This is a genomic window from Pseudoalteromonas xiamenensis, from assembly GCF_017638925.1.
Classification (GTDB): Bacteria; Pseudomonadota; Gammaproteobacteria; order Enterobacterales; family Alteromonadaceae; genus Pseudoalteromonas; species Pseudoalteromonas xiamenensis.
The window spans coordinates 3,060,200-3,085,628 of record NZ_CP072133.1 but is presented as its reverse complement, the minus strand read 5'-3'; the positions used below and the strand labels follow the sequence as shown (position 1 = coordinate 3,085,628).

Here is a 25,429-nt window from a genome sequence, read left to right as displayed (position 1 = left end):
TTCATAAAATTAATCCTACTCGCTTTCTCTCAAATTGCGATAGGGTTTGATAACGAAAGTCAATTGACCACCGAATTTTGTTTGATAAGTTTGCTCTCGCGGTATGGAACATATGATGGTGGAACATCACACAATCACCCGGCTCCAATTCCAACGAAATCTCACCGTCTAAATAGTTATCAAGGATTGCATTTTTAACATGATAAAATGGTGGCGTATCTGAATGTTCAACAACACCTAAACGATGCGATTTTGGAATGATTTTCAATCCTCCGGTTTCAGCCCCTGAAATGGGCGCCCAAAAGATAACCATCTCCAAATCTGGATTTTTATCAGAGGCGTCTTGATGCCATCCTGTAATGTTTTCACTGAATGAATGAGGTACTACTGAACGGATCGAGTATTCTTGGAATAAAACGAGTTCATCCTCGCTACTGAGCACTTTCTTGGCAAAACTATAAAACCTCGTTTCATAGAACAGATTTTTGATTACATCTAAATCAATATCTTTACGATTCGCCCGAGGGCAGTAATTTCTATTATTATTAAAAAAGTCGAGCAGTTTGAAGTCCTTCGTTTCTCTCAGCGAGCGGCTGGAACAACTTACAATATTTGAATACTTTTCCATATAAAGATCAGTGAGCTGCTCACACTGTTGATTTAATTTATTTAACAGGTCAGCATTCAGCGCATTTTTAAAAACAACATATCCTTCATCGTGGAACTGCTGAAAGAGTTTATTTTCAGTACTCATATACATCGACTTTCCAATAACCCTTTTGCTTTCTCGAAATAATAACTTGCACTTTCATCTTTGAGTTTTTCATATACCTCCCCAAGACGAGCTAAGCGGTTCTGAGTAGGGAAAAACTCAACAAGTTCAATAACACAATTAAACTCTTTAAATGTTGCTTGCTGTTCTTGAGCTTGCATCGCAGCCTGAACATAAAGAGCTTCCGCAAGCGCTGGGTCATGCCCTTCAAGTGCGATTGATTTAGCTAAATATCGCTTTAGGAGCGGTACAGCATAGACTTCATCTAACGATTCAACTCGTGCTATCGCGTCTTCCATTAAGACTCTAGCTTTTTCAAATTCGCCACGCGTAATCAACGTGTCAGCGATGGAAGTCTCATAGACACCCAACGCGAAAGATTGCCCGCTTTCTAACATTGCCTTTCTAATTGAGAGCGCCGTGTCGTATTGGTTATTTGCCCAGTCATGCAGTATGTCCAAAAATGCTTTTGCCCATACATCATGCTCTACATCTTTACTGTATCGTTGATACGTTTCTAAGACGCCATATTTGTCATTTAGGCAGAAATAGTGGAGTGCAATAAAGATATAGGCAAAGGTTATCGAAATATCATGCTTTGAATGCAGCGAAACCGTTAGACCCAATTCAGCACGACAAAACGATTGCTTAATGTTTCCAATCATTAATTCAACAATTGAACACATAGTTAAGCCTTGGGAATAAGGCTCTGAGCCAAATTTAGTTACCACATCTGGTATATTTTCAATACGTGTCGCATTATTAACGACTACGTCATATGCTTCTTTTGATTGAAGATAATCCCCATCAAAGGCATATGCTTGGGCCAAATGAACAAGAGTACAGCATGTTTTTGGGAGATTATTTTGACAATCTGCTAATATAGTTTCGCCTAATTCTCGGGCTGCTTTTCTCTGTGAACTATAGTGAAAAGCTAAAAATTGTGCCCATTGTACTTGTTCAAGTACGTTTAAAATATGCTCTTCTTGCTGTCTACTGACTTCAATTTTATCTAAGGATTTTTGAATGTCGCTTGCAAGTGCTATCGTTTCTAGACCAGCATATCCGTATAACGACATGTATGCCGTTAATACAAATGTGAGCGACTCAAGATATGAAGGACTCAGCTCTACCTGGTTAGGAAACTCGTCTGCAATTCCTTTTACGATACTGTAAACCTCATTCGTCTTCGAGTTCAAAGAGTGACTTACGTAAAACTTCAGCACCGAATTGTACGAATCAAGTGCTCGTATTGGTTCCTTCGCTTGCACAAAATGCCACCCCGCGGATAAATGTCTGTCTTGCAGTGGAAGCTTTTTGAGCGAGCATAGTGTGCCTGCGATGTTTATATGAGTATGAATTTTATCTTCACTTACCATACTGTCGTAGGCGGCATCTCTTACCAACGCGTGTTTGAATATATAGCTGTCGTTGCTGACATGACGCTGATGAACAATTAAGTCTTTAGATACCAATTCATTCAAATCATTTTGAATCTGGTTTTCACTGAGTGACGATGCGGCGACGAGCAAATCGTATTCGAACTCTCGGCCTATGGTTGCGGCAAGCTGTGCCGTTTCTTTGGCATAAACGAGGCTATCAAGCTTTTGCTGTAATGATTCGCGTAGGCTTGATGGGACTTGCTCAAGTTTGTCTGGGCTAGCAAAGTTAATTTCCCCCGCTATTACACTGACTAACTCTTTTTGTTTAATCATGTCTACCAATTCTTCGATAAACAGCGGTATACCATCTGTGCGGTTTATAAGTACATCGAGCACATTGCGAGCAACAGGCCGCTCATCAAACAATTTAACGATAAAGTCTTCCGTAGCTTGCTCAGTCAATTTTTTCAGACCAACTTCTAAAAGCGTTAAGTCGTTTAGTTGACTTGGCAGCGCTTGGCGCGAAGTACTGAGTAGTACATCGCCTTGCTTGAGCGTTTTCGCGAAGTGTTGAACAAATTCTAATGTCGTCGTGTCGGCCCAGTGTATATCCTCAACGATATACAGCTTTTTCTCGCTGATGCTGTGATATTTACTCGATAACAATGCCGTTAAACTAGTAAATAGAATCGACTTTTGTTGATCTGGCGCTAGGGTCGAGGCTGTTAACTCTTCTCCAAATTCAATATTTAACCAGATCATTAAAATTGGTAATGCGTTTTCTACGTCTAAGCTTGGCGTATTCTCGGCTAAAATGTCACTAAACAACGCGATTGCTTTTTCACTGCTTAATTGAGGCGTGTTATAGAGATAGCGCACTAAATTTAAAATAGGATAAAGTGCGTTGTTTTGGTGTTCTGGTAAACACTGTGCCACGAGGTGTTGATAGCCTGAGGCATTTTTACGGATCTCTTGTAATAATCGCGACTTGCCAATTCCAGCTTCCCCAAAAATATGCGCAATGTTGCTACTTTGACTTAAACCTTTGAACATCGATAACGTTTGCTCAAGTTCAACACCACGACCAATCAACTCATGGTTGTTACGTGTGCCGCGCATAAATCCAAACGCTTCAATTCTGCGCTCACCAACTAGGTTAAACACAGGATCCGTCGCCGATGTCAGTCCTAATTGTAAGTCGTCATGCGCGTCAAATTCAGTGTAAGGCTCAAGCAAATTCCTTGCCTCGCGGCTACACAAGATTTGGTTGTTCTCGGCTTGTCTAGCTAATGCCAACGCAGCATTGGCGATATGCCCCTCTGGTGTACTATTCGCGTAAGTCGTAAAAATGCCACTATGAATACCCGCGTGCATGCTTAATTCGGCGCCTTGGCTATCTTTAACTAATGCGTTACGTTTTGCCAAATCACTCATCACCTCGAGCGCGGTACGGGCACACAGGCGTGTATCGTTGTCACTTGCTGTTGGGTAACCAAAATAAAATAAACTCGTATCGCCCAAACTGCCGACATGGTATGCCCCAAAACGGGTCGCTATATCTAAACAATGCCCACGGTGGGACTTAAATAAGGCATCGAGCACGTCGAGGTCGCTGTCACTTCCAGGGATTAACGCAATGCTAAAGCGAACAGCAAGCACCGTAATTTGCTTGCGCTCCGTAAAAAACGTGTAGTCAGAATGCAGCGGATAGTTTGGCTCATCATCACGCAAAATGACCGTAGACTCGTTGGGTACATTTACCGCTCTGAACGTGCCCAATGCCCCGACCAAATTCGCCATATTCATGCGCGTTAGTTCTTGGTAGGCTTCCTCACCGGTGATCACCCTATCGTTGGGGTTTTTATGTAGTACTCGTCTAAGTAGTCCTGCGATTGGATGCCCCAACAAGGCTTGGGGAACAGGCACTTGTGCGTCGCTAAGTTGCTTATGATAGATAGACGCTAAACTTGAACCGCTGACTGCTGGGATGCCAGTTAAACACTCTAAAAACAATAAGCCCCACACATATAGGTCTGTACTTTCTGTAGCCGGTTCTCCGCGTAGTTGCTCTGGCGCACTGTAAGAAGGGGTGCCAAGCGTTTCTTGAGTCAGTGTTAATGTATTAAATTCCTGATGGCGACTATCTTGAGTAAGCGTACCTATACCGAAGTCCAATATTTTGGCGTGAGTTCGCGCTCCCCCTTTACTCAACATGATATTGGCAGGTTTAATGTCGCGATGGATAATACCGTGCTGGTGCGCGTGAATAAGCGCATCGAGCAACTGCAACATAATATCTTGAGCATCCAATGGGGACATAGGACCATTAGATGTTAAAAAGGTCCTCAACGACTGGCCATCAACGTATTCAAATACAGCGTAAAGCAGATTTTCATTACACTGGCCTTGGTCGAGCAAGCGCACAATATTTGGGTGGTGCAATTTGCTGCTAAGCATCGTCTCTCGTTTGAATCGCTCGATATAGCGTTGTTTTGATTCTTCTTCACTGTAAGGTTGAATCGCGAGAAATTTAATAGCAACGAATTGGTCTGTGTTCAGTTGTTTTGCTTTATATACTTTGCCGAAACCACCTTCACCAATTTTCTCAAGCAGAGTGTAGTTGGAAGCGAGAAAAGACGTTTTAATATATTGATCTGAGATTTGTGTATAAGGCATATTTTTATCAGACTTATTTTAATTGGTATGTCCCATACTTAAAAGCCAGCAAGTGACTTCCTATTTCTAATAACATTCCTTGCCAATTAGAAATCTCCACAATCGTAGATTGTCACCAAGCGTAACCAATTATCGTCAAAAAGCCTATAAACTTTAACAAAATTTTATGAATAATTTCCGATTTAACACATTAATTATCAACAAAAAATGTAAAAACCAGAATAGTTATTTTTTAAAACACAAAAATATGACACTCAGATTAAAAAATAGCTTTATCTCAGTTTAAATATTATGCGTCTCCCATGGCGTGTTTTAAAACTTGCGCTTTTATAGAGTCCGCGTTATTTGCCATTTTTAATATAAACTCACGTGCGATACGCAGAGGCTCGATATCATTTGAAAAACCGAAATAACACGCATCCATTGTCGACATCATCAGTAAATTGTCTTTACGTCGCATACGCTCGTATGTCTTTAATGCACCACACTCACCCACATCATCAAGGCTAACAACATCCACTAACGCGACGACGTCTTTAAAGCCCAAATTAACCCCCTGCCCCGCTAAAGGATTAATCGTATGAGCGGCATCACCGACAAGCACAACTCGACCTTTCACATAGTGGTTTGCATGTTGACGAGCAAGTGGGAATACAGCTGAGTTGAGCACCTTAAAATCACCAGGCAAGGTAGGAAAATGCGCTTTAATTTCCATTTTTAACTGTTCCGGTGAAAGCTGGCTGAGTAGTTTCAATTTATTACCATTGTCATACCAAATTAAATTGGCAAACGGTGCTGACATGGGAAGAAGCGCGACAGGTCCTGTAGCTTTAAACTGTTGCCAAGTTTCGGTTTGCTGAGGCGCGTCAAGCTCAATTAACACCCCCATACAGTGTTGAGAGTATTGCCAACCGGTGGTTCCAATCCCAGCAAGCTGTCGGACATGGGAACGCCCTCCGTCTGCAGCAATCAGCAAATCCGCTTGTAGCACTTCTTGGTCATACGTTAACGTAATCTCCGATTCACTTTGTTCTATTTTACGAGCAGGCGTCTCAAAGTGCTTTACGGTGATAGGTAGCCCTTTAAACTGTTTCCACAGACTAGCTTGGATAAGTTTGTTCTCAATAATGTGGCCTAGATGACTGGTGTTCACTTCTGTGTGATCAAAACTCAACACGTTCTTTCCTGACTCAAACGCGGTTAAGCGCGTATAGGGTGCTGTACGCGAAGCTTTTAGAGTGGGCATTGCGCCCAAAGATTCAAGTAAACGTTCTGAAAAACGATTGATTGCAGAGACTCGAATATCAATCTGTGCATCATTGAAGGTTTCAATGGGGTCAATAGGAAATTGCTCGACCACAATTACCTGCGCGCCTTTCTTTGCCAATGCCACTGCCGTAGCAGCGCCAACCATGCCTCCACCAATAATGACCACTTTGTTTTTCATTATGTTTTCCCAAACTGATGTGATGTGAACATTGTAACGAAAAAAAACCAAACAGGGAGACTTTAACCGCGACAAATTACGCTTGTTTGATCCCAATAAGTAAAGTCAAAATCTATACTTGGCTAAGCGCGCGGATACATATAAAATACGCGCCTTTACGTATTGCCATATGGGCGAAAGCTCCGCGGATAGACGAATTGAAAACGAGGCATTATTTCAATGGGTAAAAAACTGCATATTAAGACCTGGGGTTGTCAGATGAACGAGTACGACTCCCAGAAGATGGCTGATCTCCTTGATGCAACCAATGGTTATCAACTTACAGAAGAAGCTGAAGATGCGGATGTTATTCTACTGAATACGTGTTCTATCCGTGAAAAAGCGCAAGAGAAAGTGTTCCATCAGCTAGGTCGTTGGAAACTTTTAAAAGACGACAAACCTGATCTTGTTATAGGTGTAGGCGGCTGTGTAGCCTCTCAAGAAGGTGAAACCATTCGCCAACGCGCACCGTTTGTTGATATCGTATTTGGTCCACAAACGCTGCACCGACTGCCTGAAATGATCAAGCAAGTGCAGAACAATGAAGGTTCTGTTGTTGACGTATCTTTCCCAGAAATCGAAAAGTTCGACCGTTTACCTGAGCCACGCGCAGAAGGTCCTTCGGCGTTTGTTTCCATTATGGAAGGCTGTTCTAAATACTGTACATTCTGCGTTGTGCCGTACACTCGTGGCGAAGAAGTGAGCCGTCCACTTGATGACGTGCTACTTGAAATTGCTCAACTTGCTGAACAAGGTGTGCGTGAAGTTAACTTACTTGGCCAAAACGTAAACGCGTATCGTGGTGACACGCATGACGGTGAAATCTGTCATTTCTCAGATTTACTGCGTTATGTTGCGGCGATTGACGGTATTGACCGTATTCGTTACACGACATCACATCCAGTAGAATTCACGCAGGACATCATTGATGCCTATGCCGATATTCCTGAGCTGGTTGATCACTTACACTTACCAGTGCAAAGTGGTTCAGATCGTATTCTGAACCTGATGAAACGCGGCCACATGGCGATTGAGTACAAATCAACGATTCGTAAACTTCGCAAGATTCGTCCAAATTTGAGCATGTCATCTGATTTTATCATTGGTTTCCCAGGCGAAACTCAAGAAGATTTCGAAGCGACCATGCAGCTTATTAACGACATTGGCTTTGATATGAGCTTTAGCTTTATTTACTCAGCTCGCCCTGGTACACCTGCTGCCGATTTACCAGATGATGTGTCAGAAGACGAAAAGAAACAACGTTTATACATATTACAAGACCGTATCAATCAAATGGCTCAAGACATAAGCCGAAAAATGGTTGGTATGGAACAACGTATCCTAGTTGAAGGTCCATCGAAGAAAGATCCGATGGAACTGCGCGGACGTACTGAAAACAATCGCGTCGTAAACTTCGTTGGCCCACACTCTGTTATCGGTCAATTTGTTGATGTGAAGATAACCGACGCATTCGCAAACTCTTTACGTGGCGAATTAATTCGTACAGAATCAGACATGAATTTGCGTAAGGATGTTGCACCTTCAACCATTTTGAACCGTGCACCATCTCAACCAGAGGCTGATGAACTCGGTGTTACTACGTTCACACCGTAGATGTCTGTTGCGCCAGCGAAAGCTGGCGTAATTGTTATAGGAAGTTATTTTGAGTAACCAGTTAAGTAGTTTAGAATTTTTTCTCGAACCCGCCGACAATGCTCGACTTGCCTCACTGTGTGGCGCTTTTGACGAACACCTAAAACAAATTGAACGCCGCCTAGGTGTTGAAATCGCACATCGCGACAATGCCTTTAAAGTAACGGGTCAACCCGTTCAATCAAAAGCAGCAGAAGACGTTATTAAAGCGCTTTATATCGAAACTCAAACGCTCAAAGGCAAAACAAAAGAACTCACGCCGGATGACGTACATTTAGCGATTGCTGAAGCCAACTGTTTAGAGCAAGAAGCGCCAAGCGTCTGGGATAAAGAAGTTTTTATTAAAACGCGTCGTGGTGTAATTAAACCTCGCAACCCACATCAAAGTCAGTATGTTGCAAACATTCTGCGTCATGACATCACCTTCGGGGTCGGTCCTGCTGGCACAGGCAAAACCTACCTAGCGGTTGCCGCCGCGGTGGACGCGTTAGAACGTCAAGAAGTTCGTCGTATTCTGTTAACACGCCCAGCCGTTGAAGCGGGTGAAAAACTGGGTTTCTTACCCGGTGACTTAACACAGAAAATCGACCCATACTTGCGCCCGCTTTACGACGCGTTATTTGAAATGCTCGGTTTTGAAAAAGTTGAACGTTTAATTGAACGTAACGTAATAGAAGTTGCACCACTGGCTTATATGCGTGGTCGCACACTGAATGATGCCTTTATTATTCTCGATGAAAGCCAAAACACGACGACAGAACAAATGAAAATGTTCTTAACGCGAATTGGATTTAATTCAAAAGCGGTCATCACCGGTGACATTACGCAGGTAGATTTACCTCGCGGCGCACGTTCTGGCCTCCGTCATGCAATAGAAGTATTAAGTGACGTCAACGAAATATCCTTCAATTTCTTCCAAGCTCACGACGTTGTTCGTCACCCTGTCGTTGCTCGAATTGTCGAAGCGTATGAGAAAAAAGAAGAAGCTGAACGAATTGAACGTGCAGAAAAGCAAAAAGCACGTGAAGCAGAGCGTTTTGCAAACCAAGAGAAGTCATCGTGAACATTAATCTTGATTTAGATTTACAAATTGCCGGTGAATTCGACAATTTACCTACCGCAGAGCAATTCCAACTGTGGGCTGAGAAAGCGCTCGTCAATTACTGCGAGACTGCTGAAATGACCATCCGCATCGCAACCAGTGAAGAGTCGCAACAACTCAATCACGAGTATCGCGGCAAAGATAAACCAACAAATGTGTTATCTTTCCCATTTGAAGCGCCACCAGAAATAGAATTGCCATTATTAGGTGATTTAATTATTTGTCCCGATGTGGTTTTAAAAGAGTCGATTGAGCAAGAAAAGACCTTTCATGACCATTTTGCCCATATGGTTGTTCATGGTTGCTTGCATTTACTTGGCTTTGACCATATAAATGACCAAGATGCACTCGAGATGGAAGCCATCGAGAAAGAAGTGTTAGCCGATTTGGGAATTTCAGACCCTTATCGTGATGATGTTGAATAAAACGGAGTATTAAACTGCAATGAGCGACGATAACTCGCAAAGTAGCCAGGGTTCTTCAAGTAAGAGCTGGCTGAGCCGGATCACCCAGTTGTTACAGGGGGAACCCCAAAACAAAGAAGAGTTGGTAGAAGTCATTGCCGACGCTCAGGAAAGAAGCCTTATCGACCCTGAGACCAAAGACATGATGCAAGGCGTTTTGGAAGTCTCCGAAATGCGAGTGCGCGATATCATGATCCCACGTTCACAAATGGTGACGTTGGATGTCGATGTATCAATCGAAGCCCAATTAGGGGCAATGATGGAATCATCGCATTCACGTTTTCCTGTTATTTGTGAAGATAAAGACCACGTAGAGGGTATTTTACTCGCGAAAGATTTGCTGCCGCTCATTTTAAGCAAAGAGCCACACCTCCCGTCTTTACGCCAATACCTGCGCCCTGCGTTTGTTGTGCCAGAAAGCAAGCGTGTAGATACCCTGCTTAACGAGTTTCGTCAAAAGCGTTATCACATGGCCATCGTTATCGATGAATACGGTGGTGTGTCGGGCTTGGTGACTATCGAAGATATTCTTGAGCTGATTGTGGGTGAAATTGAAGATGAGCATGATGACGATGAAGAGCAACAACAAATTCGTCAACTCGCGAAATACACCTATATCGTACAAGCGTTAACGCCTCTTGAAGATTTCAATGAGTTCTTCAAGACGTCGTTTAATACGGAAGAAGCAGATACTGTCGGTGGTATTGTGTTGCACGCATTTGGCCACATGCCAAGTCGTGGTGAAACGATAGAAATTGCACCTTTGCAGATCAAAGTAACGAATGCCGACAGCCGTCGTATCGTTCAACTTCAGGTAACCGTACCTAAGCCTCAAAATGGCGACGAATATCAAGACTAAACTTGTCGCACTTCGCGCAAATAAAACCTTGTGGGCCGCCCTGTTTGGGGGCGGCCTTTTAACTTTTGCGTACTCACCATTTGGCCTTTGGCCATTAGCTTTTTTCTGTATTGCCACCGGTTTTTATGCGACAAAGCAGCCTTCAGTTAAGTCGACTTTTCGCTATGGTTGGCTTTTTGGCTTTGCTTGGTTTGCCGCTGGGATAAGCTGGGTTCATGTCTCCATTGCAGAATTTGGTGGCATGCCGTTGTTTTTTTCATTGCTCTTAATGGCTGCATTGAGCGGTTATCTCGCACTCTTTCCCGCCTTCGCGTTCGCTACCGCCAAATCAATTACCCAAAACGAATCTCAACGCGTTGTGCTAACTGCAGCATTGATGTTCATCTTTGAATGGTTGCGCGGTAAATTACTCACTGGTTTCCCCTGGCTCAGTTTTGGTTATACCCAAACAGACAGCCCATTAAATGTGTTTGCCCCTGTCATTGGTGAAGTTGGGCTTACCGTACTTTGTACACTTGTTGGCGGAGTGCTGTATTTAACGGTTTCGCTTAAATCGTTTAAGCCATCTTTAATTCTCGTCAGCTTAACTGTCTGTGGTGCACTTCTCATCCCTTCGTTTAACACCACCCACTATGGCGAAAAAACCATTAAAACACTCCTTGTACAAGGCAATATCCAACAAAGTTTGAAATGGGAGCCAGAACATTTCTGGCCTACGATGAAACTTTACCGCGATATGACCCGTTTGAAGTGGGATGGGGTCGATTTAGTTGTGTGGCCTGAGGCTGCTATTCCAGAAATCGAAGAAAATGCCATTCCTTATTTGCAGTCTGTAGATGCCGCGGCCGCGTTTAATCAAACAGCGGTAATCACTGGCATCCCAGATTACCAATTTGATACCCGCAATGTATTTAATACGCTCATTGTACTTGGAAAACGTAACGCGGAAGATACACAGGGACAATATGTTTATTTGAGCAAAAACAGATATCAAAAGCATCAACTCTTACCGATTGGGGAGTTTGTTCCTTTCGAAGATTGGCTACGCCCCATCGCTCCTCTGTTTAATTTGGTCATGTCATCCTTCACCCGCGGGGAAGAAAAACAAGCAAACCTTCAAGCCAATGGACTTAATGTCCTGCCCGCCATTTGTTACGAGATAGCCTTTGCGGAGCTGGTGCGAGGTAATTACCGCGCAGATTCAGATCTTTTGTTTACGGTGAGTAACGATGCCTGGTTTGGCCATTCTCACGGACCTCATCAGCATATGCAAATCGCTAGAATGAGAGCGCTTGAACTTCAGCGACCCTTAGTTCGTGTAACGAATAACGGGATCACGGGTGTCTACGACCCTATTTCAGGCCAACAAACAGCGTTGCCTCAATTCGTGGCTGATTCTCTGGTGACGGAAGTGAAATTAATCCGCGGTAATTCGCTGTTTAGCCAATACGGGAATACACCTATCTGGCTGTTTTCAATCATCATTATTGTATTTTTCAGCGTGTCGCACCTAACGTACCGTACAAAATCAAAGTTTGAACGAAACTTCTTATAACGCTCTTTGAATAGTTGCACTAGGTTGGTGTGAAACTTCTCTGTTGGTGCAATATCTCCCTTCAAAACACATCGCAAAAACTAACATCCAATTGATTTTATTGAATTTTAAATATTGGCACAAAACTTCCAATAGCTATATCAACTTGGCCTGTCGGTTGGCCAAAACAAGCGAGAAGGAAAAGGCGATGTATACACTCTATCAAACCCTATATTTATTATGGCATTTAGAAGTGTCAAGTTGGGATATGGATGAGAAGGAGAAATGCCATGAGTGAAGAAAAACTTTCTTTGTTACAGGCTGCGGTGACTCTTGTACTGCATGCGAACTGGTTGCCTTCTGAAGCTGCCGCAAAATGCCAGCTACCGACACGTACCGTCTACAAGGCCGTGCGTGCGGCACAAACTAAGCCGAATACAAAAAAGCAGAAACTCCAAGCAGCAAAAGAAAAGTTGATGGACAGCATTGCACAAATTGAAATGGAACTTGCGCAATTATGAGGTATATCATCGAGGCGGTTGCCAATCTTGACGCGAAGTTGCTTGAACGGCTTACGGCACTGCTTGCCGATTGTGTAAATCAAGGCGCTTCGCTTGGCTTCTATAGGCCTGCGCAGACTGAACGAATCGTTAATTACTGGCAAGCGACCAGCAAACAGCTTGAAAATAAAGACAAACAACTCTTTATTGCGTTTGACGAGCAAAATAACGTTGCTGGGACGGTACAATTGAATCTATGCCAAAAGCAAAACGGTTGTCACAGAGGCGAAGTAGAAAAACTCCTAGTCGACCCTACTTTTCAACGCCGCGGCATTGCAACTCACCTGATGAAGGCATTAGAGGCGTGGGCACAACAACACGGCATTCAACTACTCTATTTAGATACGCAAACAGGCGATAAAAGTGAATCGTTTTATCGAGCACGGGAATACGTGCTCAGCGGTACTATTCCAAGTTTTGTAACAGACGCCCAAGGCATGTTACATAGCACCAGCGTGTACTATAAAGAACTCCGATAAAACTCATACTTGACATGAGCGAAGACAAAAAAAGGCCAGCTAAGCTGGCCTTTTTATTATAGATTCTCAAGAAAGTCTTCGTCGAATTCTTCGATCTTTTCTTCTTTAATCGGCGGCTTCCCATCGTACAACTCATACAATTGTCTTTGGAAATAAATGTCTTTCAAGAACAAATAAGGATCTAACGAGTCGTTTAATAACTTTTCTTGCGGTATCAAGTTTGCTCGGGCTTCAATCGCTTTCAATGCAAACAAGAGAATGCTTTGTGGTGTTGTAAGTGCCAATTCAGGCAACACGACATTGTCCATCACATCTCCAGTAAGATTACGCGCCGTTGTCGGCCCCATTCCCGGCAACATAATGTACGGGCCATCCGATGCGCCCCACACGCCTAATGTCTGACCAAAGTCTTCATCCGCATGCTTTAGACCAAAACTACTGGCGACATCAAATATACCAAACAGACCAACCGTCGAGTTAATCAAGAAACGAGCAACATTAACCCCCGTATTAGCAGGCTTACCCTGCAATGCCGAATTCACCACATCCGTTGGTGTAGTAAGGTTAGTCGTAAAATTAACAAGCCCCGTACGGACAGGTTGTGGCGTGTAAGTCGCATAACCTACCGCAACTGGCCTAAGCAAATACTTGTCCAGTACATCCATGTTAAAATCATAGACAGGTCTGTTCATTGCCTGCAGTGGATCCCGAGGGTCCTGTTTTTCAGCAGGCACTGAAGCACACCCCACCATAATGAGGGCTAAACAGGCTGAAGCCAGCGCTTTAATCATCTGTTTTCCTTTATTAATAAACACGACTTATTGTAATTGATTGGCTATTTTCGCCTTCTTTCAATTCTAGAGTTTGCGACACGCCTTCTAACTCGCCTTTGCTCGGTGAAACACTTTCGTCAACCGACAATCTGGCAGTAACAATCACTTTTTCAAATTGCGATAATTGTAACTCAGGCATCATAGCTAAGCTGTCATCCAATGTTACCGTCAACGGAAAACGATAGTCCCGTAGTTTAGCAACTGCCAACGGCATTGGTGGACCACTGACCGCTTTTGCGAAAACAAACAGAACACCATTACTCGGAATGTTCTCAGCAAGCTTCGGATCGATATCGACTGTCACTGTGATGGTTTTCGCGACGGCCATGGACGTCGAAGGCGACAGATGCCCATTAATCTCATCGATGCGCGCCGCAATCATTGAGTAACGAGGGTCTGCTTTGTCCATGTTCGCGAGTAACACTTCAAACGCAGCCTTAGCTTCGGCCCAATCTTTCCGCTCATACGCTATCAAAGCTAAAAGACTAATTGCATCGATGTTATTTGGGTCTTGAGACAATACCTTTGACAACATTCGAGCGGCTCGATTCATACCTGATTCGCTGCCTTCAATCAGTAGCACTTGGCTATAGTTGACCAAAACATTGGGGTTGTTAGGGTTCATTTCAAGTGCTCTATCGAACGACTGCATTGCCATTTCAAAATCGTTAATCGACATCGCGACACGACCAAGCAACATCCAAGCGACGGCATCGTCCCCTTCCGCTGCTAATTTGGTGCGAAGTCCAAGCGCAAATGCTTGAAGTTCATTCGCACTGAGAGGCTCACCATCCTGAAGTACTGCACGCTCACCATACTCAGGCAATTTCTCGATGGCAGAATACCAGTCTTGAACTTGCTTAGCATTTCCTTTCCATTGGTAGAAAATGACACTGAATAACGTAACAAATAAGAGGCCCGTTAAGGCAAAAATACGGTTATCGCCGCGATTAGTCAGTGCTTGCTCTGGTGCTAGTTCATTGAGCAAGCGACGTTTCATTTCACGTACCGACTCATAATGAACAAGCGTATCAATACGCGAATTGGCCAATTCTTCATCCAATTCAGCAAGACGCTGTTTATAAATAGCAATACGTTCTGCATTTGCGTCATGATCGACACGCACTATACGCTCACGGCGCAGGAACGGCGTCACAACGAAGAGTGCAGCTAAGACGCTTAATAGCGCAAACATTCCCCACATTTGCTCCATTATTGCTGCTCCCTTTGTTCGTATTTGGCAATTAACTCCGCTAACTTTGACTCGTCGGCATCAGTCCATGGTTGTACCTGAGCTGATTTACGCTGACGCACCACAATAAAGCCAAAGCCCAATGCAACAATTAGCCCTGGCAATACCCAAAGTAATATGGTCAGAGGCGTAACGGGTGGTTGATAATGAACGAAATAGCCATAGCGATCGATCATATAATCGATAACTTCGTCTTTCGATTTACCTTCATGGACAAGAGTAAGTACTTTATCACGCAAATCTTTCGCGACTACCGCATCAGAGTCCGCAATATTTTGGTTTTGGCATTTAGGACAACGAAGTTCATGCGTAAGTTCTTTAAACATTTGCTCTCGTTCAGCTGAGTCAAAATGATATTTGTCCTCTATCGCGTAGGTGTTCGCGGCTGAAACGAATAATCCAAGACAGAAGATAAACTTTTTCATGGTGTTAACTCCTGAATTGCTGGCGCAAATTTCGCACGCCAGACGCGCGTATTCATATCACCGGTATGATGTACCAAAATCTTGCCTTCTTTATTAACTAGAAAGGTTTCCGGTGCACCTGACACACCCAAATCAAGCGCCAAGCTTCGGTTTAAGTCTAGAATGTTAAATGCGTACGGATTGCCTGCTCGACTTAGCATGTTATTCACTTCTTCACGTAGTGCAACGACATCGAATTTATCACCGAAATCAGGATCATAAGCTTGGTCATAATACAAACCAACAATCTTAACACCTTTCTCTTTTAGCTCGGTTAAATAGCCAAGTTCAGCCAAACATGTCGGACACCAAGTACCCCACACATTAAGCAAGTACACTTCGCCTTGGAGTTCTTTGTCTGTCCACGTTTTCTTCTCGTCCATAAGGTCAGGTAAAGAAAACGCAGGCATATTATGGCCTAAACGACCCGTCTGGATCTCGCGAGGATTTCCAAATAGCCCTTGATACAGAAAGACACTGAGCAAGATGAAAATTGCTAATGGCACAAGTCCTAATACTTTCTTATTCATGCTACTGCCTCCGATGAACGAGTACGGCTGCTACGACGGTAACGTTTATCTGCAAGAACGATAAAACCAGCAAACGAGATCAACAAACCACCTAACCACATCCAACGGACATAAGGTTTATGATAGATACGAAGCGCCCATGCTCCGTTATTTAACTCTTCACCTAACGCTAAATAAAGGTCACGGAAAAAGCCATCGTCGATAGCAGCTTCTGTCATAAATTGCATACCAACGTTATAGCGACGTTTCTCGGCATGCAGTAAGACAACTTTTTTGCCCTCTTTTAGCACGGTCACTTCACCTGCATGACCTGAGTAATTAGGACCTGAAATCACGTTAACGCCTTCAAATCGATATTCATATTCGTTTAATGTCGCGATCTCACCGGGTTTCATGCTAACAGAACGTTCAACAGAATATGCTGAAGTCAGTGTAACCCCCGCAATGACAAAGCCGAGGCCAATATGACCAAGCACCATAGCCCAGTAACTTAACCCTAAGCGTTTAATCCCTTCGGGGATGGTCGCTTGCGATGCTACTTTTTGAAGTAAATCCGTTGCTGTTGCAAGGAAAATCCAAACAGCCAATGCCGTCCCCATGAAAGTAAGTGGAGCAACATGATCATATCCACCAAACAGCCACGCCGCCGTGATAATAATCGCAAGTACAACATTGATAGTCCATTTCGGGAACAACGTATTGAGCTTATTTTGTTTCCAGCGCAGCATTGGACCAATACCCAAAAGTAAGGCAAACGGCACAATTAAGATGGAGAACATTTTGTTGAAAAACGGCACACCAATCGAAATAGCGCCTAGACCTAGCTCTTTGTGGATCATGGGTAACAAAGTACCAAGCAATACGATGAGCATCGCGACTACAAGGAAGATATTGTTTAACCACAAGCTCACTTCACGAGAAGCAAATTGATAGCGCCCTTCACTTTTCACTTCTGACACGCGCAAAGCGTATAGTGTCAGGCTGCCACCAACAACAAGTGCAAGAAAAGCAAGGATATAAAGTCCTCTATCCGGATCTGTCGCAAAGGCATGAACAGACACAATAATGCCCGAACGAACAATAAATGTACCTAACAAACACAATGAAAATGCCGTAATGGCCAGTAAAACGGTCCACGATTTGAACACACCGCGTTTCTCAGTCACTGACAGGGAATGCAGCAACGCGGTTGCGACTAACCACGGCATAAGGGAAGCATTCTCAACAGGATCCCAAAACCACCAGCCACCCCAACCAAGTTCGGAGTACGCCCACCAACTACCAATGGTGATACCTAAAGATAAAAATGCCCAAGCAGCCATAGTCCAAGGACGCGACCACTTAGCCCACGTATTATCTAATTTACCCGTCATCAATGCTGCAATAGCAAATGCGAACGAGACAGATAAACCGACGTACCCCATATACAAAAGCGGTGGATGTATAATCATGCCAGGGTCTTGCAACAACGGGTTGAGATCTCGACCTTCTACTGGGTAATATGGCAACAACCGCTCAAATGGACTCGACATCCAAAGCGTATAGAGCATAAATCCAACACCAAGAAAACCAAGCACGCCGAGTACTCGAGCTCTCAATACCCAAGGTAATGACTTAGACATCATTGCAACCAGCGCAGTCCATGTTGATTGCATTACCAACCAAAGCAGAATAGCACCTTCATGCCCACCCCAAGTTGACGTTACTTTATAGTACCAAGGCAGTGTGCTACTCGAATTTTGTGCAACGTAACTTACGGTAAAATCGTCAGTAAGGGTAATATAGATAAGAATACAGAAAGAGAAAATAACGAACAGGCATTGGCCTAGAGCGAGAGACGGAGCGGCGCGCATTAAACGCAAATTACCGCTGTAGGCGCCCCATAGAGGAAAAATGCAGAGCAATAGCGATAACGCCATTGCGAGCACTAAAGCGAAGTAACCTATTTCTGGGATCATGCCTAGTTTTCGCCTTTCGAGTAATTTAATTTATAGCCAGGTTTCTCATGCTTGATGCCTTTCACCGCTTCCGCGACTTCAGCTGGCATGTACTCTTCATCGTGCTTGGCTAACACTTCGAACGCTTCAACAACCGTCGGCTCAACCAATGTACCTTGCGCCACAATACCCTGACCTTCACGGAACAAATCTGGCAAAATACCGTGGTAGCGCACCGTCACGAGCGGACCCGTATCAATAAGCTGGAACTCGACATTTAGCGTTGTATCATCTCGTTTTACTGAGCCTGGCACCACCATTCCACCGATACGAAGCTTTTGACCAATAAAGGGCATATCGTGACTTTCACCTTTGCCATTTACCAATTCACTAGGGGTGTAAAATAAATTAATGTTTTCCTGCAGCGCATAGAGTGTTAAACCCACCGCAGAACCAATACCTAAAATAATCCCTGCTACGGTGAACAAGCGTTTTTTACGTCTCGGATTCATTGAACTTGTTCCTCTCTCGCTTGCTTAATTCTTGCTTCACGTGCCATTTGCGTACGAATTGACTGTTTAAGCGAGTTCGCCTCAAACCATGAACTCATCAGAATGCCAAGAAGGATAAGTGCGCATGTACCGAATGATAACCAAACATAAAAGCCGTAGCCGCCCATGGCTAAAAAATCACTGAATGATGCAAATTGCATAATTAACCTCGACTAACTAAATCGCGTACCCATGGACGATGCTGTTCACATCGTAAAATTTCATTTTTGAGTCGCATCAACGTCACCACCCCAACAAAGCCTCCAAAACCAACAATGTTGATTAGCAAAGGCCAGAGCATTGAAGGGTCTATCGCAGAGGTATCGAATTTCGTGATTGTTGAACCTTGATGTAACGTATTCCACCACTCCACTGAAAAATGGATGATAGGTAAGTTAATTACACCAACAATCGCAAGGATACTTGCAGCACGTCCTGCCACTTTCTTATCTTCAAAAGCGTGATACAACGAGATCACACCAAAATATAAAAACAATAGAATTAATTCAGATGTCAGGCGAGCATCCCACACCCACCAAGCACCCCACATGGGTTTACCCCATGCCGCACCCGTTATCAAGGCAATTGCGGTCATCGCCGCGCCAACCGGGGCCAGTGAAATAACGGCAAGCTCTGCGTTACGGATTTGCCAAACGAGTGCGATGATGGCGGCAATGGCCATTGAAGAATACGCCCCCATCGACAAAATCGCTGACGGGACATGAATGAAGATAATTCGGTAACTGTCTTTTTGTTGGTAATCGGCGGGCGCATAGGCTAACCCCCAAACCCAACCAATGACGATACACACGACTGCAACTACGGCAAAGTAAGGCATTAGCGTATTGCATAGCTGATACGCTCGCTCGGCTTTGGCATAAGGATGTAACCATTTCCACATTTTAACTTACACTCACTCTTAAAGCTGAAGATATCGCAAATGGCGCGGTAATAATGCCGACGGCTAACATCGCACCAAGGATCGCGAGTTGTCCACCATAAGGTAATGTCATCATACTCGTATCGATGGCAGACGTCGCAAAAATAAGCACTGGGATATAAAGCGGTAAAACTAGTAAACTGAGCAATAGACCGCCTTTTTGCAGTCCAACAGTCAAGCCGGCCCCAATTGCACCGATTAAGCTCAATAATGGTGTACCAACTAATAACGTTAGCACGGTCGCGCCTAATGCTTGCTGTTCTAAATTCATTAGTAATGCAAACAATGGCGACAGCACCACCATTGGCAAGCCTGACGTCGTCCAGTGAGCACACACCTTAGCAATCACCGTTAAAGACATTGGATAGGGTGAGGCAAGCAATTGTTCCAAAGAACCATCATTATAATCATCACGAAACAATTTATCTAAACCCAGCATCGTGGACAATAACGCAGCTACCCAAATAATTCCGGCGGCCATTCTGGCTAGTAGCGCAGGCTCTGGACCGATTGCTAATGGGAAAAGGGTTATGACGATCACAAAGAAAAGGAGAGGATTAAAAATTTCAGCGCGTTGACGAAACGCCAAGGTCACATCTTTGCAGTAAACAGACTTAAACAGTTGCCAATAGGAGTGTTGAACAGGCATTACAGTCGATACTCCAACACTAGCGTTTTAAGTTGTCCAAAGTGGTCCGTCAAATCTTGGTGTGTTGTCAACAAAATAGCGCCACCTGCATGTAAATGTTCTTGAAAGCGAGCTTGCAACATCGCAACCCCTTTTTTATCTAATGCGGTAAAGGGTTCGTCGAGGATCCATAACTTTGCGTTGTTCATCCACATTCTCAGCAGTGCAACGCGCCGTTGCTGGCCTGCAGACAATGTTCTCACAGGGACGTCTTCCAGACCAATTAGCCCAAGCTTTGCCAGTCTAGCCATCGTTTGGCCATCATCAGAGACACCGTGCACAGCCTGCCAATGTAGTACATTTTCAACCGCGGTCAGCTGACCATTAACGCCCGTCTTATGACCGATAAATAATAAATGCGCTGCAAATTCATCGTAGTTTTCTTGAATGTTTTGCTCATCAAAGCAAATTTCGCCTTCTTCTGCTCGAGCGAAACCCGCTATAATACGCAATAAACTCGTCTTTCCCGCGCCATTTGGGCCTTCAACTTGCATAATTTCACCCGCTTGAAGTGAAAAACTCAACGACTCAAATAAACATCTATCTTGTTTAATGCAGGTGACTGCTTTTATCTCAAGCAAACTAACGATTCTCTTTACCCAAAATTGGGCGTTAGTCTAACATAATGGTATGGTAATACGAATATCGTACCGCAGACGTTTAACGAAAATTTGATTTAAAATAATGAATAAAGTGCCAATTTCTTCGCAGCCTACTGTCCAAACTCTCGATGTTGGCACGCTTTCGAATTTACCAAAAAACACGCAGCAAATCGCGGAGCTTGATAGCCAATTCCAAGCTCGACATATCGCCGTCAATGATTCGTCATTGCAAATGGAAGTATTGATGGAAGGCCGCTGGCAAACGCTAAGACTTACGCTGGATGACCCAAAACCTAAACCGTTTCAGTTAGCACAAGGTACAGTGCAAGTCGCGCCTGATGGTAAGACACTGACGATCACCACAACGCCTCAAACGCACATAATAAATGATCCAAAAGTGCTTATCCGTCTGTACAACATGCTATTTACTGACAGTGAAATACTGCCAAAACAAACGACTGTCAATTTAACCAACACGAGTATTAGCTTCCCGAAGCTCGGATTGGAATTCAATGTTGATAAACAGACGATGGCATTATTGCGTACAGAACCGAAATTGTATGCTGTCGTTGAACAATCAAAAGCAGAATTATCCTTTAAAATCGTTAACGGCTACTCCGATCCACTCATGCATCTTAGTATGTCACTTAAACATCTGGCTCGACAAATTCCTGACAAATTTCCTGAGCTTTATGTACAGGCTGCTCGCACTTCCCTCGACGTTAAAGCAACGCCTTTACCAGGAGGAAAAGTATTATCACTTCCGTTGAGCACCCCCGAACAATTCGCGCCCACAGGAAAATGGAGCAAAGCGATTGTTAAACCATTTGCTGAAACGGTTAGTTTAATACGTCCCCAACAATCGTTTGATGCTGTACTGAAGCATTCTTTAAAACAACAAATCCCCCAATTTGACCAAACATTACAAAAAGAAATACAGAATCAGACCACGCTGCTCTCGCTCAGCGACCCTAAACGCATTTCTCAAGAAGAACTAAAAGCAGCGATTGGCACTGCAATACAGAAGTGGATAAAAACCCCCTTCATGCAACTTAAAGATTCGTTCAGTGTGAAACCCGGACAAGTTAATGCAGAGAAAGGGATATCACCGACGGATCAAGTAACATCTTCCTCGACGCCTAAACCTAGCGTATGGCTTCAAACACCCGTTATGGCGGCTTCTGCCAATCGCCCTACGTTCTCAGCGTCCGCTGTTGGTGACTTGTTTAATGCAATACGACAGGTTACTACGCTAACGGTCAACAATGGCTCACGTGCTGATGTTGCTATTCCGACACAGATAAACACATTTGTAGAAAACAACAACGTCAAAGTGGAAAAATCGCTAAACTCGACAAGTGAGAAGGTAGCAAGCATTAACATACCCCTTGCAGAGACTGCTCAAAAAGAAAAGTCTTCGACCAGCAACAAAGCGCGGTTACATGAACACCCAATGGCAAAAATCGAGACCAAAATTAGCGAGGAACGAAAGCAAGCTAATGAAGCTGACTCCAGTATTAAGCTCAAGGAGCAAACGCAAATTCGTTCAAGTGCTCAATTGTGGCACCCACCACTGAAATTCGATACTAAAAGTATGCCTCAAGCTACACAAGTATCGAGTCCATAGAGCGCCTACTAAGCGCCAAGTGGGCTAAACAAGAAAATCTTGCTCGCGACCCAGGATTGCAACTGTCTAAAACCATTGATGAAGTTAAAACGTCTGCAAAGCAATTCCCACCAGAACTGCAGCGATTAGTGAATCAAGCCTTTGACCGAATGTGGGATGAGCGTTCGCTCCATCCCGTAGCAATCAGTCAGCATGTATCCTCTGTGACAAATAGTCTTCCTGTACAAAGCCCATTTTTACAGGCACTAGACAAATTACTGGTGACTTTTCTTGCAGTTCCAAAAGCAATTCAAACCCGCCCAGAGAACGTTTCCCCCGCTGAGCGCACTGAAGCTTTAGTTACCGCCCTATTTCCCAACCAGAAAATAAATCAACGTCAACAACTCGTGCAATCGCTCATGCAAGCGAATCAATTCGAGCAGTTAAGTGGTGACCTAAGCAAAATACAAAATCAATTTAATCATGTTGGTACTCAGCAACTTAACCAGCAGCAATCCAATGAAAACAATTGGTTGATAAATTTATTTTTGCCTACAAAACAAACCGAAGAACAAAGACAAACGGAACTACAAATAGGCAAATATAAAAAACCAGCCAAAGCACACTTACCTGAAAAGACTGTCTGGTTTGTACGCTTAAATTTTGACTTAACACCGTATGGAAAGTTGTCAGCGCAAGCGGAGTTAATGGACAAAGCCTTGGATTGTGATTTAGTGGCAGATACCAAAGCGGTCGTCTCTTTAGCTACTCCTCATCTTGATGCGTTAAGGGAGAAACTCGCCTCTCACGGGCTGCAAATTGGTGATATTTCACTCAGCGAAAATCCCGAGCAAGTTAACCAATTCTATACTTCTCATGCTATCGTCAACCTGAAAGTATAAGGAGACATTGTGAGCGACTCTATTAAACAAAAATCAGCTATCGGATTACTATATGAAGCAGGCAAAGCGCCCGAAGTTGTTAGCAAGGGATTTGGAGACCTAGCGGATGAAATTGTCGCGAAGGCAAAAGAAAAAGGCATACTCGTCCATCAGGATGAGCAGTTATTTGACTCTCTCGCTAAGTTGAATTTGCATGATGAAATACCGAGAGAACTTTACTACGTCATTGCTGAGTTAATCGCGTTTTCATATATCCTTCAGGGCAAGTTTCCACCTGGCTGGAAAGGTCTGAAAGGAAAGCTGGATATTCGTGCCTAGTGCAGACAATACGCAATGGGGCTACAGAATATTTGGCAGACAATCAGTGGAGAAAGGCTATTTTTGTTTAAAGTGCAGCGTCATAAGCAGCTCGGCTTCTGCTTGAGGGATTTCACACTCCCGCATCACTTCGTCTAAATCCGCACCTAGCTCAATCATTTTCACCGCACGCGAATAAATTTTCGCTTCTGGATCATCGTATTTTTGTGCGGAGACGGACTGCGCTAACTCTTGGCTTATCTGCTCACAATTTACGATACGTTTGCTCATACTCAATAAACCAGCTCTTACTTCTGCAATTTCACTGCGTAAGATCTGCAATTGTTGAGTAAAGCTCTCTGTGCGTTTAACGTGGTCGATAAAGTGTTTTCGTTGAGTTTCGCTGTTTTTTCGCGCAACAACAAAAAGCCCCAAGCACACTACACTTAGCGTACTTGAGACAATCGTTAAACCGAGTAATAAATAAAATTGGACTGCTTCTGACACGTTAGATGTGGCTCAACTCGTCCCACTCGTCATCAGTTAATAGCTTATTGAGGTCAACAAGAATTAACAACTCGCCTTCACGGTTTGAAACACCCTGAATAAATTTCGCGCTTTCTTCCGTTCCAATATTCGGAGCACTGTCAATTTCAGAGCTGCGTAAATAAACGACCTCAGCAACGCTATCAACCAAAATACCAATTACTTGCTTTTCAGCTTCGATGATAACGATTCTAGAGTTGTCCGTCACTTCCGCACTTGGCAAACCGAAACGCGCACGAGTATCAATAACTGTTACAACGTTACCACGTAAGTTAATAATACCAAGTACATAATCAGGTGCACCCGGTACAGGTGCTATCTCAGTGTATCTTAGTACTTCTTGAACCTGCATTACGTTAATACCGTAAGTTTCTGCTTCAAGCTTGTACGTTACCCACTGCAAAATTTCGTCGTTACTATCCGCACTTTTATCTGCTGAAAGTAGTCTGTCTTGGCCCATGGTAAAACTCCAAAGTACGATCTATTGGACTTGCTGAACAAAAAGGCTATTGCTCTCGGCTATCGGTACCTTTTTCCAACAGTTCTATTAAATTATCTACATCTATCAAAGCGCACATTTTTTCTTTAATCACACCAGCTAACCAAGGGCGTTTCCCTGCTGATGTGCGCCATTTTACATCGTCCGGCTGTAACGTTATGTTATTCACCAACTTTTCTGCTGACAAGCCCCAACTACTATCCCCAAGCATAATGAGGTACTGGTAATCCAGGTTGTCCGCGAGCTCTTGAGTATATTTCTCGGGCATAACCCAACGAGCAGTATCTATTACACTAAGCTTTTGTTCACGATTCAACATGACACCTTGGAACCATTTTGGTTTTCCAAACAATTGGTTTATATCACCTAATTGATGAATACCACCGAGTGCTTTGAGCGGCACTGCAAGCGTAAGACCGGCTACTTCAAAGAATAAGGCCTGAAACTCGCCATCAAAATACGCGCTTTTGCTATCAACTTTAGCAGATTGTTCTTCTTGCTCTTTGATAATAGTACTATTTTGCTGATTCTCAAGCTCTTTTACTTCTTGCACGGGTTCAATGGTTACAACTTCGTCAGTAACTTCAACCGTTTGTTCTTCTTCGACTTCTATTTCCGGTAGTTCAATTATTTCGTCGGCAATTTCTGGGCGAACTTGCTCTAATAATTTTGCAACCGGCGACACTTCTGTAACCGCAGCAGACTTGAGCGGTGTTTTTTCTAACTCTGGCGCGTAAGCGACTTCCTCTTCGGTAAGTAACGCATTGAGGTATTGTTTCATCACTTGTTCATTTGCAAACAGGTGCTTGTTCATT

Annotated in this window: 26 protein-coding genes; 10 read left to right on the top strand and 16 right to left on the bottom strand. The window is 43.7% G+C overall.

The genetic code is table 11. The features are described 5' to 3' along the window. Position 1 precedes the first annotated feature (1 nt). The 3 genes from J5O05_RS14805 to J5O05_RS14795 form a co-directional block, all read right to left on the bottom strand. Entirely contained in the window at positions 2-760 is a 759-nt protein-coding gene (locus J5O05_RS14805; protein ID WP_208842743.1) for a phytanoyl-CoA dioxygenase family protein, read from the bottom strand. Next, positions 751-4,830, bottom strand: a complete 4,080-nt coding sequence (locus J5O05_RS14800; protein WP_208842742.1) for a TOMM system kinase/cyclase fusion protein — start codon at positions 4,828-4,830, stop codon at positions 751-753. Before J5O05_RS14800 ends, J5O05_RS14805 begins: the two co-directional genes overlap by 10 nt. 289 nt (positions 4,831-5,119) lie before the next feature. Beyond that, on the bottom strand, positions 5,120-6,277 hold the full coding sequence (locus J5O05_RS14795; RefSeq protein ID WP_208842741.1) for an FAD-dependent oxidoreductase: 1,158 nt from the start codon (positions 6,275-6,277) through the stop codon (positions 5,120-5,122). Between the two features lie 219 nt (positions 6,278-6,496). Here J5O05_RS14795 and miaB point away from each other — a divergent pair, with 219 nt between their 5' ends. The 7 genes from miaB to J5O05_RS14760 all read left to right on the top strand — a co-directional run bounded on the left by miaB (position 6,497) and on the right by J5O05_RS14760 (position 12,967). Further along, complete coding sequence (miaB, locus tag J5O05_RS14790) at positions 6,497-7,930, top strand: tRNA (N6-isopentenyl adenosine(37)-C2)-methylthiotransferase MiaB (protein WP_208842740.1); 1,434 nt, start codon at positions 6,497-6,499, stop codon at positions 7,928-7,930. A 49-nt stretch (positions 7,931-7,979) separates the two neighbouring features. Continuing rightward, positions 7,980-9,032 carry a PhoH family protein gene (locus J5O05_RS14785; RefSeq protein WP_208842739.1) on the top strand — a complete coding sequence of 351 codons (1,053 nt, stop codon included), beginning with the start codon at positions 7,980-7,982 and terminating at the stop codon, positions 9,030-9,032. 2 nt (positions 9,033-9,034) lie between these two features. Further along, entirely contained in the window at positions 9,035-9,496 is a 462-nt protein-coding gene (ybeY, locus tag J5O05_RS14780) for an rRNA maturation RNase YbeY (protein ID WP_208844540.1), read from the top strand. Between the two features lie 19 nt (positions 9,497-9,515). Beyond that, positions 9,516-10,394: a CNNM family magnesium/cobalt transport protein CorC gene (gene corC, locus J5O05_RS14775; RefSeq protein ID WP_208842738.1), complete on the top strand. Its 879-nt coding sequence runs from the start codon at positions 9,516-9,518 to the stop codon at positions 10,392-10,394. Further along, entirely contained in the window at positions 10,372-11,949 is a 1,578-nt protein-coding gene (lnt, locus tag J5O05_RS14770; RefSeq protein ID WP_208842737.1) for an apolipoprotein N-acyltransferase, read from the top strand. The genes corC and lnt overlap by 23 nt, the downstream gene beginning before the upstream one ends. A gap of 269 nt (positions 11,950-12,218) precedes the next feature. Next, complete coding sequence (locus J5O05_RS14765) at positions 12,219-12,449, top strand: hypothetical protein (RefSeq protein WP_208842736.1); 231 nt, start codon at positions 12,219-12,221, stop codon at positions 12,447-12,449. Continuing rightward, a complete protein-coding gene (locus tag J5O05_RS14760; protein ID WP_208842735.1) occupies positions 12,446-12,967 on the top strand; it encodes a GNAT family N-acetyltransferase in 522 nt (173 codons plus the stop codon). The genes J5O05_RS14765 and J5O05_RS14760 overlap by 4 nt, the downstream gene beginning before the upstream one ends. A gap of 56 nt (positions 12,968-13,023) precedes the next feature. Here J5O05_RS14760 and J5O05_RS14755 read toward each other — a convergent pair whose 3' ends face one another. The 10 genes from J5O05_RS14755 to ccmA are packed head-to-tail and all read right to left on the bottom strand — an operon-like array spanning position 13,024 to position 20,743. Then, positions 13,024-13,758: an MlaA family lipoprotein gene (locus J5O05_RS14755; RefSeq protein WP_208842734.1), complete on the bottom strand. Its 735-nt coding sequence runs from the start codon at positions 13,756-13,758 to the stop codon at positions 13,024-13,026. Positions 13,759-13,771: 13 nt separating this feature from the next. Beyond that, positions 13,772-15,013, bottom strand: coding sequence for a c-type cytochrome biogenesis protein CcmI (gene ccmI / locus J5O05_RS14750; RefSeq protein ID WP_208842733.1), 1,242 nt, complete (start codon positions 15,011-15,013; stop codon positions 13,772-13,774). After that, the gene (locus J5O05_RS14745) at positions 15,013-15,477 is read right to left on the bottom strand and encodes a cytochrome c-type biogenesis protein (RefSeq protein WP_208842732.1); all 465 of its coding nucleotides are present in this window, start codon (positions 15,475-15,477) and stop codon (positions 15,013-15,015) included. The genes ccmI and J5O05_RS14745 overlap by 1 nt, the downstream gene beginning before the upstream one ends. After that, on the bottom strand, positions 15,474-16,046 hold the full coding sequence (locus J5O05_RS14740; RefSeq protein ID WP_208842731.1) for a DsbE family thiol:disulfide interchange protein: 573 nt from the start codon (positions 16,044-16,046) through the stop codon (positions 15,474-15,476). The genes J5O05_RS14745 and J5O05_RS14740 overlap by 4 nt, the downstream gene beginning before the upstream one ends. After that, positions 16,043-18,004 carry a heme lyase CcmF/NrfE family subunit gene (locus J5O05_RS14735; RefSeq protein WP_208842730.1) on the bottom strand — a complete coding sequence of 654 codons (1,962 nt, stop codon included), beginning with the start codon at positions 18,002-18,004 and terminating at the stop codon, positions 16,043-16,045. Before J5O05_RS14735 ends, J5O05_RS14740 begins: the two co-directional genes overlap by 4 nt. A gap of 2 nt (positions 18,005-18,006) precedes the next feature. After that, positions 18,007-18,495: a cytochrome c maturation protein CcmE gene (ccmE, locus tag J5O05_RS14730; RefSeq protein WP_208842729.1), complete on the bottom strand. Its 489-nt coding sequence runs from the start codon at positions 18,493-18,495 to the stop codon at positions 18,007-18,009. Next, entirely contained in the window at positions 18,492-18,695 is a 204-nt protein-coding gene (ccmD, locus tag J5O05_RS14725; RefSeq protein WP_208842728.1) for a heme exporter protein CcmD, read from the bottom strand. Before ccmD ends, ccmE begins: the two co-directional genes overlap by 4 nt. Before the next feature lie 2 nt (positions 18,696-18,697). Beyond that, the gene (locus J5O05_RS14720) at positions 18,698-19,435 is read right to left on the bottom strand and encodes a heme ABC transporter permease (RefSeq protein WP_208842727.1); all 738 of its coding nucleotides are present in this window, start codon (positions 19,433-19,435) and stop codon (positions 18,698-18,700) included. 1 nt (position 19,436) lies between these two features. Next, positions 19,437-20,123, bottom strand: a complete 687-nt coding sequence (ccmB, locus tag J5O05_RS14715; protein ID WP_208842726.1) for a heme exporter protein CcmB — start codon at positions 20,121-20,123, stop codon at positions 19,437-19,439. Then, a complete protein-coding gene (gene ccmA, locus J5O05_RS14710) occupies positions 20,123-20,743 on the bottom strand; it encodes a cytochrome c biogenesis heme-transporting ATPase CcmA (RefSeq protein ID WP_208842725.1) in 621 nt (206 codons plus the stop codon). The genes ccmB and ccmA overlap by 1 nt, the downstream gene beginning before the upstream one ends. Before the next feature lie 103 nt (positions 20,744-20,846). On the opposite strand from ccmA, the gene J5O05_RS14705 reads away from it, so the two are divergent. The 3 genes from J5O05_RS14705 to J5O05_RS14695 are packed head-to-tail and all read left to right on the top strand — an operon-like array spanning position 20,847 to position 23,590. Further along, positions 20,847-22,391, top strand: a complete 1,545-nt coding sequence (locus J5O05_RS14705) for a hypothetical protein (protein WP_208842724.1) — start codon at positions 20,847-20,849, stop codon at positions 22,389-22,391. Between the two features lie 56 nt (positions 22,392-22,447). After that, complete coding sequence (gene fliK, locus J5O05_RS14700; protein ID WP_208842723.1) at positions 22,448-23,272, top strand: flagellar hook-length control protein FliK; 825 nt, start codon at positions 22,448-22,450, stop codon at positions 23,270-23,272. Between the two features lie 9 nt (positions 23,273-23,281). Further along, positions 23,282-23,590, top strand: coding sequence for an EscU/YscU/HrcU family type III secretion system export apparatus switch protein (locus J5O05_RS14695; RefSeq protein ID WP_208842722.1), 309 nt, complete (start codon positions 23,282-23,284; stop codon positions 23,588-23,590). Positions 23,591-23,647: 57 nt separating this feature from the next. Here J5O05_RS14695 and J5O05_RS21975 read toward each other — a convergent pair whose 3' ends face one another. Genes J5O05_RS21975 through J5O05_RS14680 form a run of 3 tightly spaced genes read right to left on the bottom strand, consistent with a single transcriptional unit; the run spans position 23,648 to position 25,428 of the window. After that, entirely contained in the window at positions 23,648-24,076 is a 429-nt protein-coding gene (locus J5O05_RS21975; protein WP_244369649.1) for a DUF2802 domain-containing protein, read from the bottom strand. Between the two features lies 1 nt (position 24,077). Next, on the bottom strand, positions 24,078-24,575 hold the full coding sequence (locus J5O05_RS14685; protein ID WP_208842721.1) for a chemotaxis protein CheW: 498 nt from the start codon (positions 24,573-24,575) through the stop codon (positions 24,078-24,080). Between the two features lie 46 nt (positions 24,576-24,621). Then, positions 24,622-25,428 carry a chemotaxis protein CheW gene (locus J5O05_RS14680; RefSeq protein WP_208842720.1) on the bottom strand — a complete coding sequence of 269 codons (807 nt, stop codon included), beginning with the start codon at positions 25,426-25,428 and terminating at the stop codon, positions 24,622-24,624. Position 25,429: the final 1 nt, after the last annotated feature.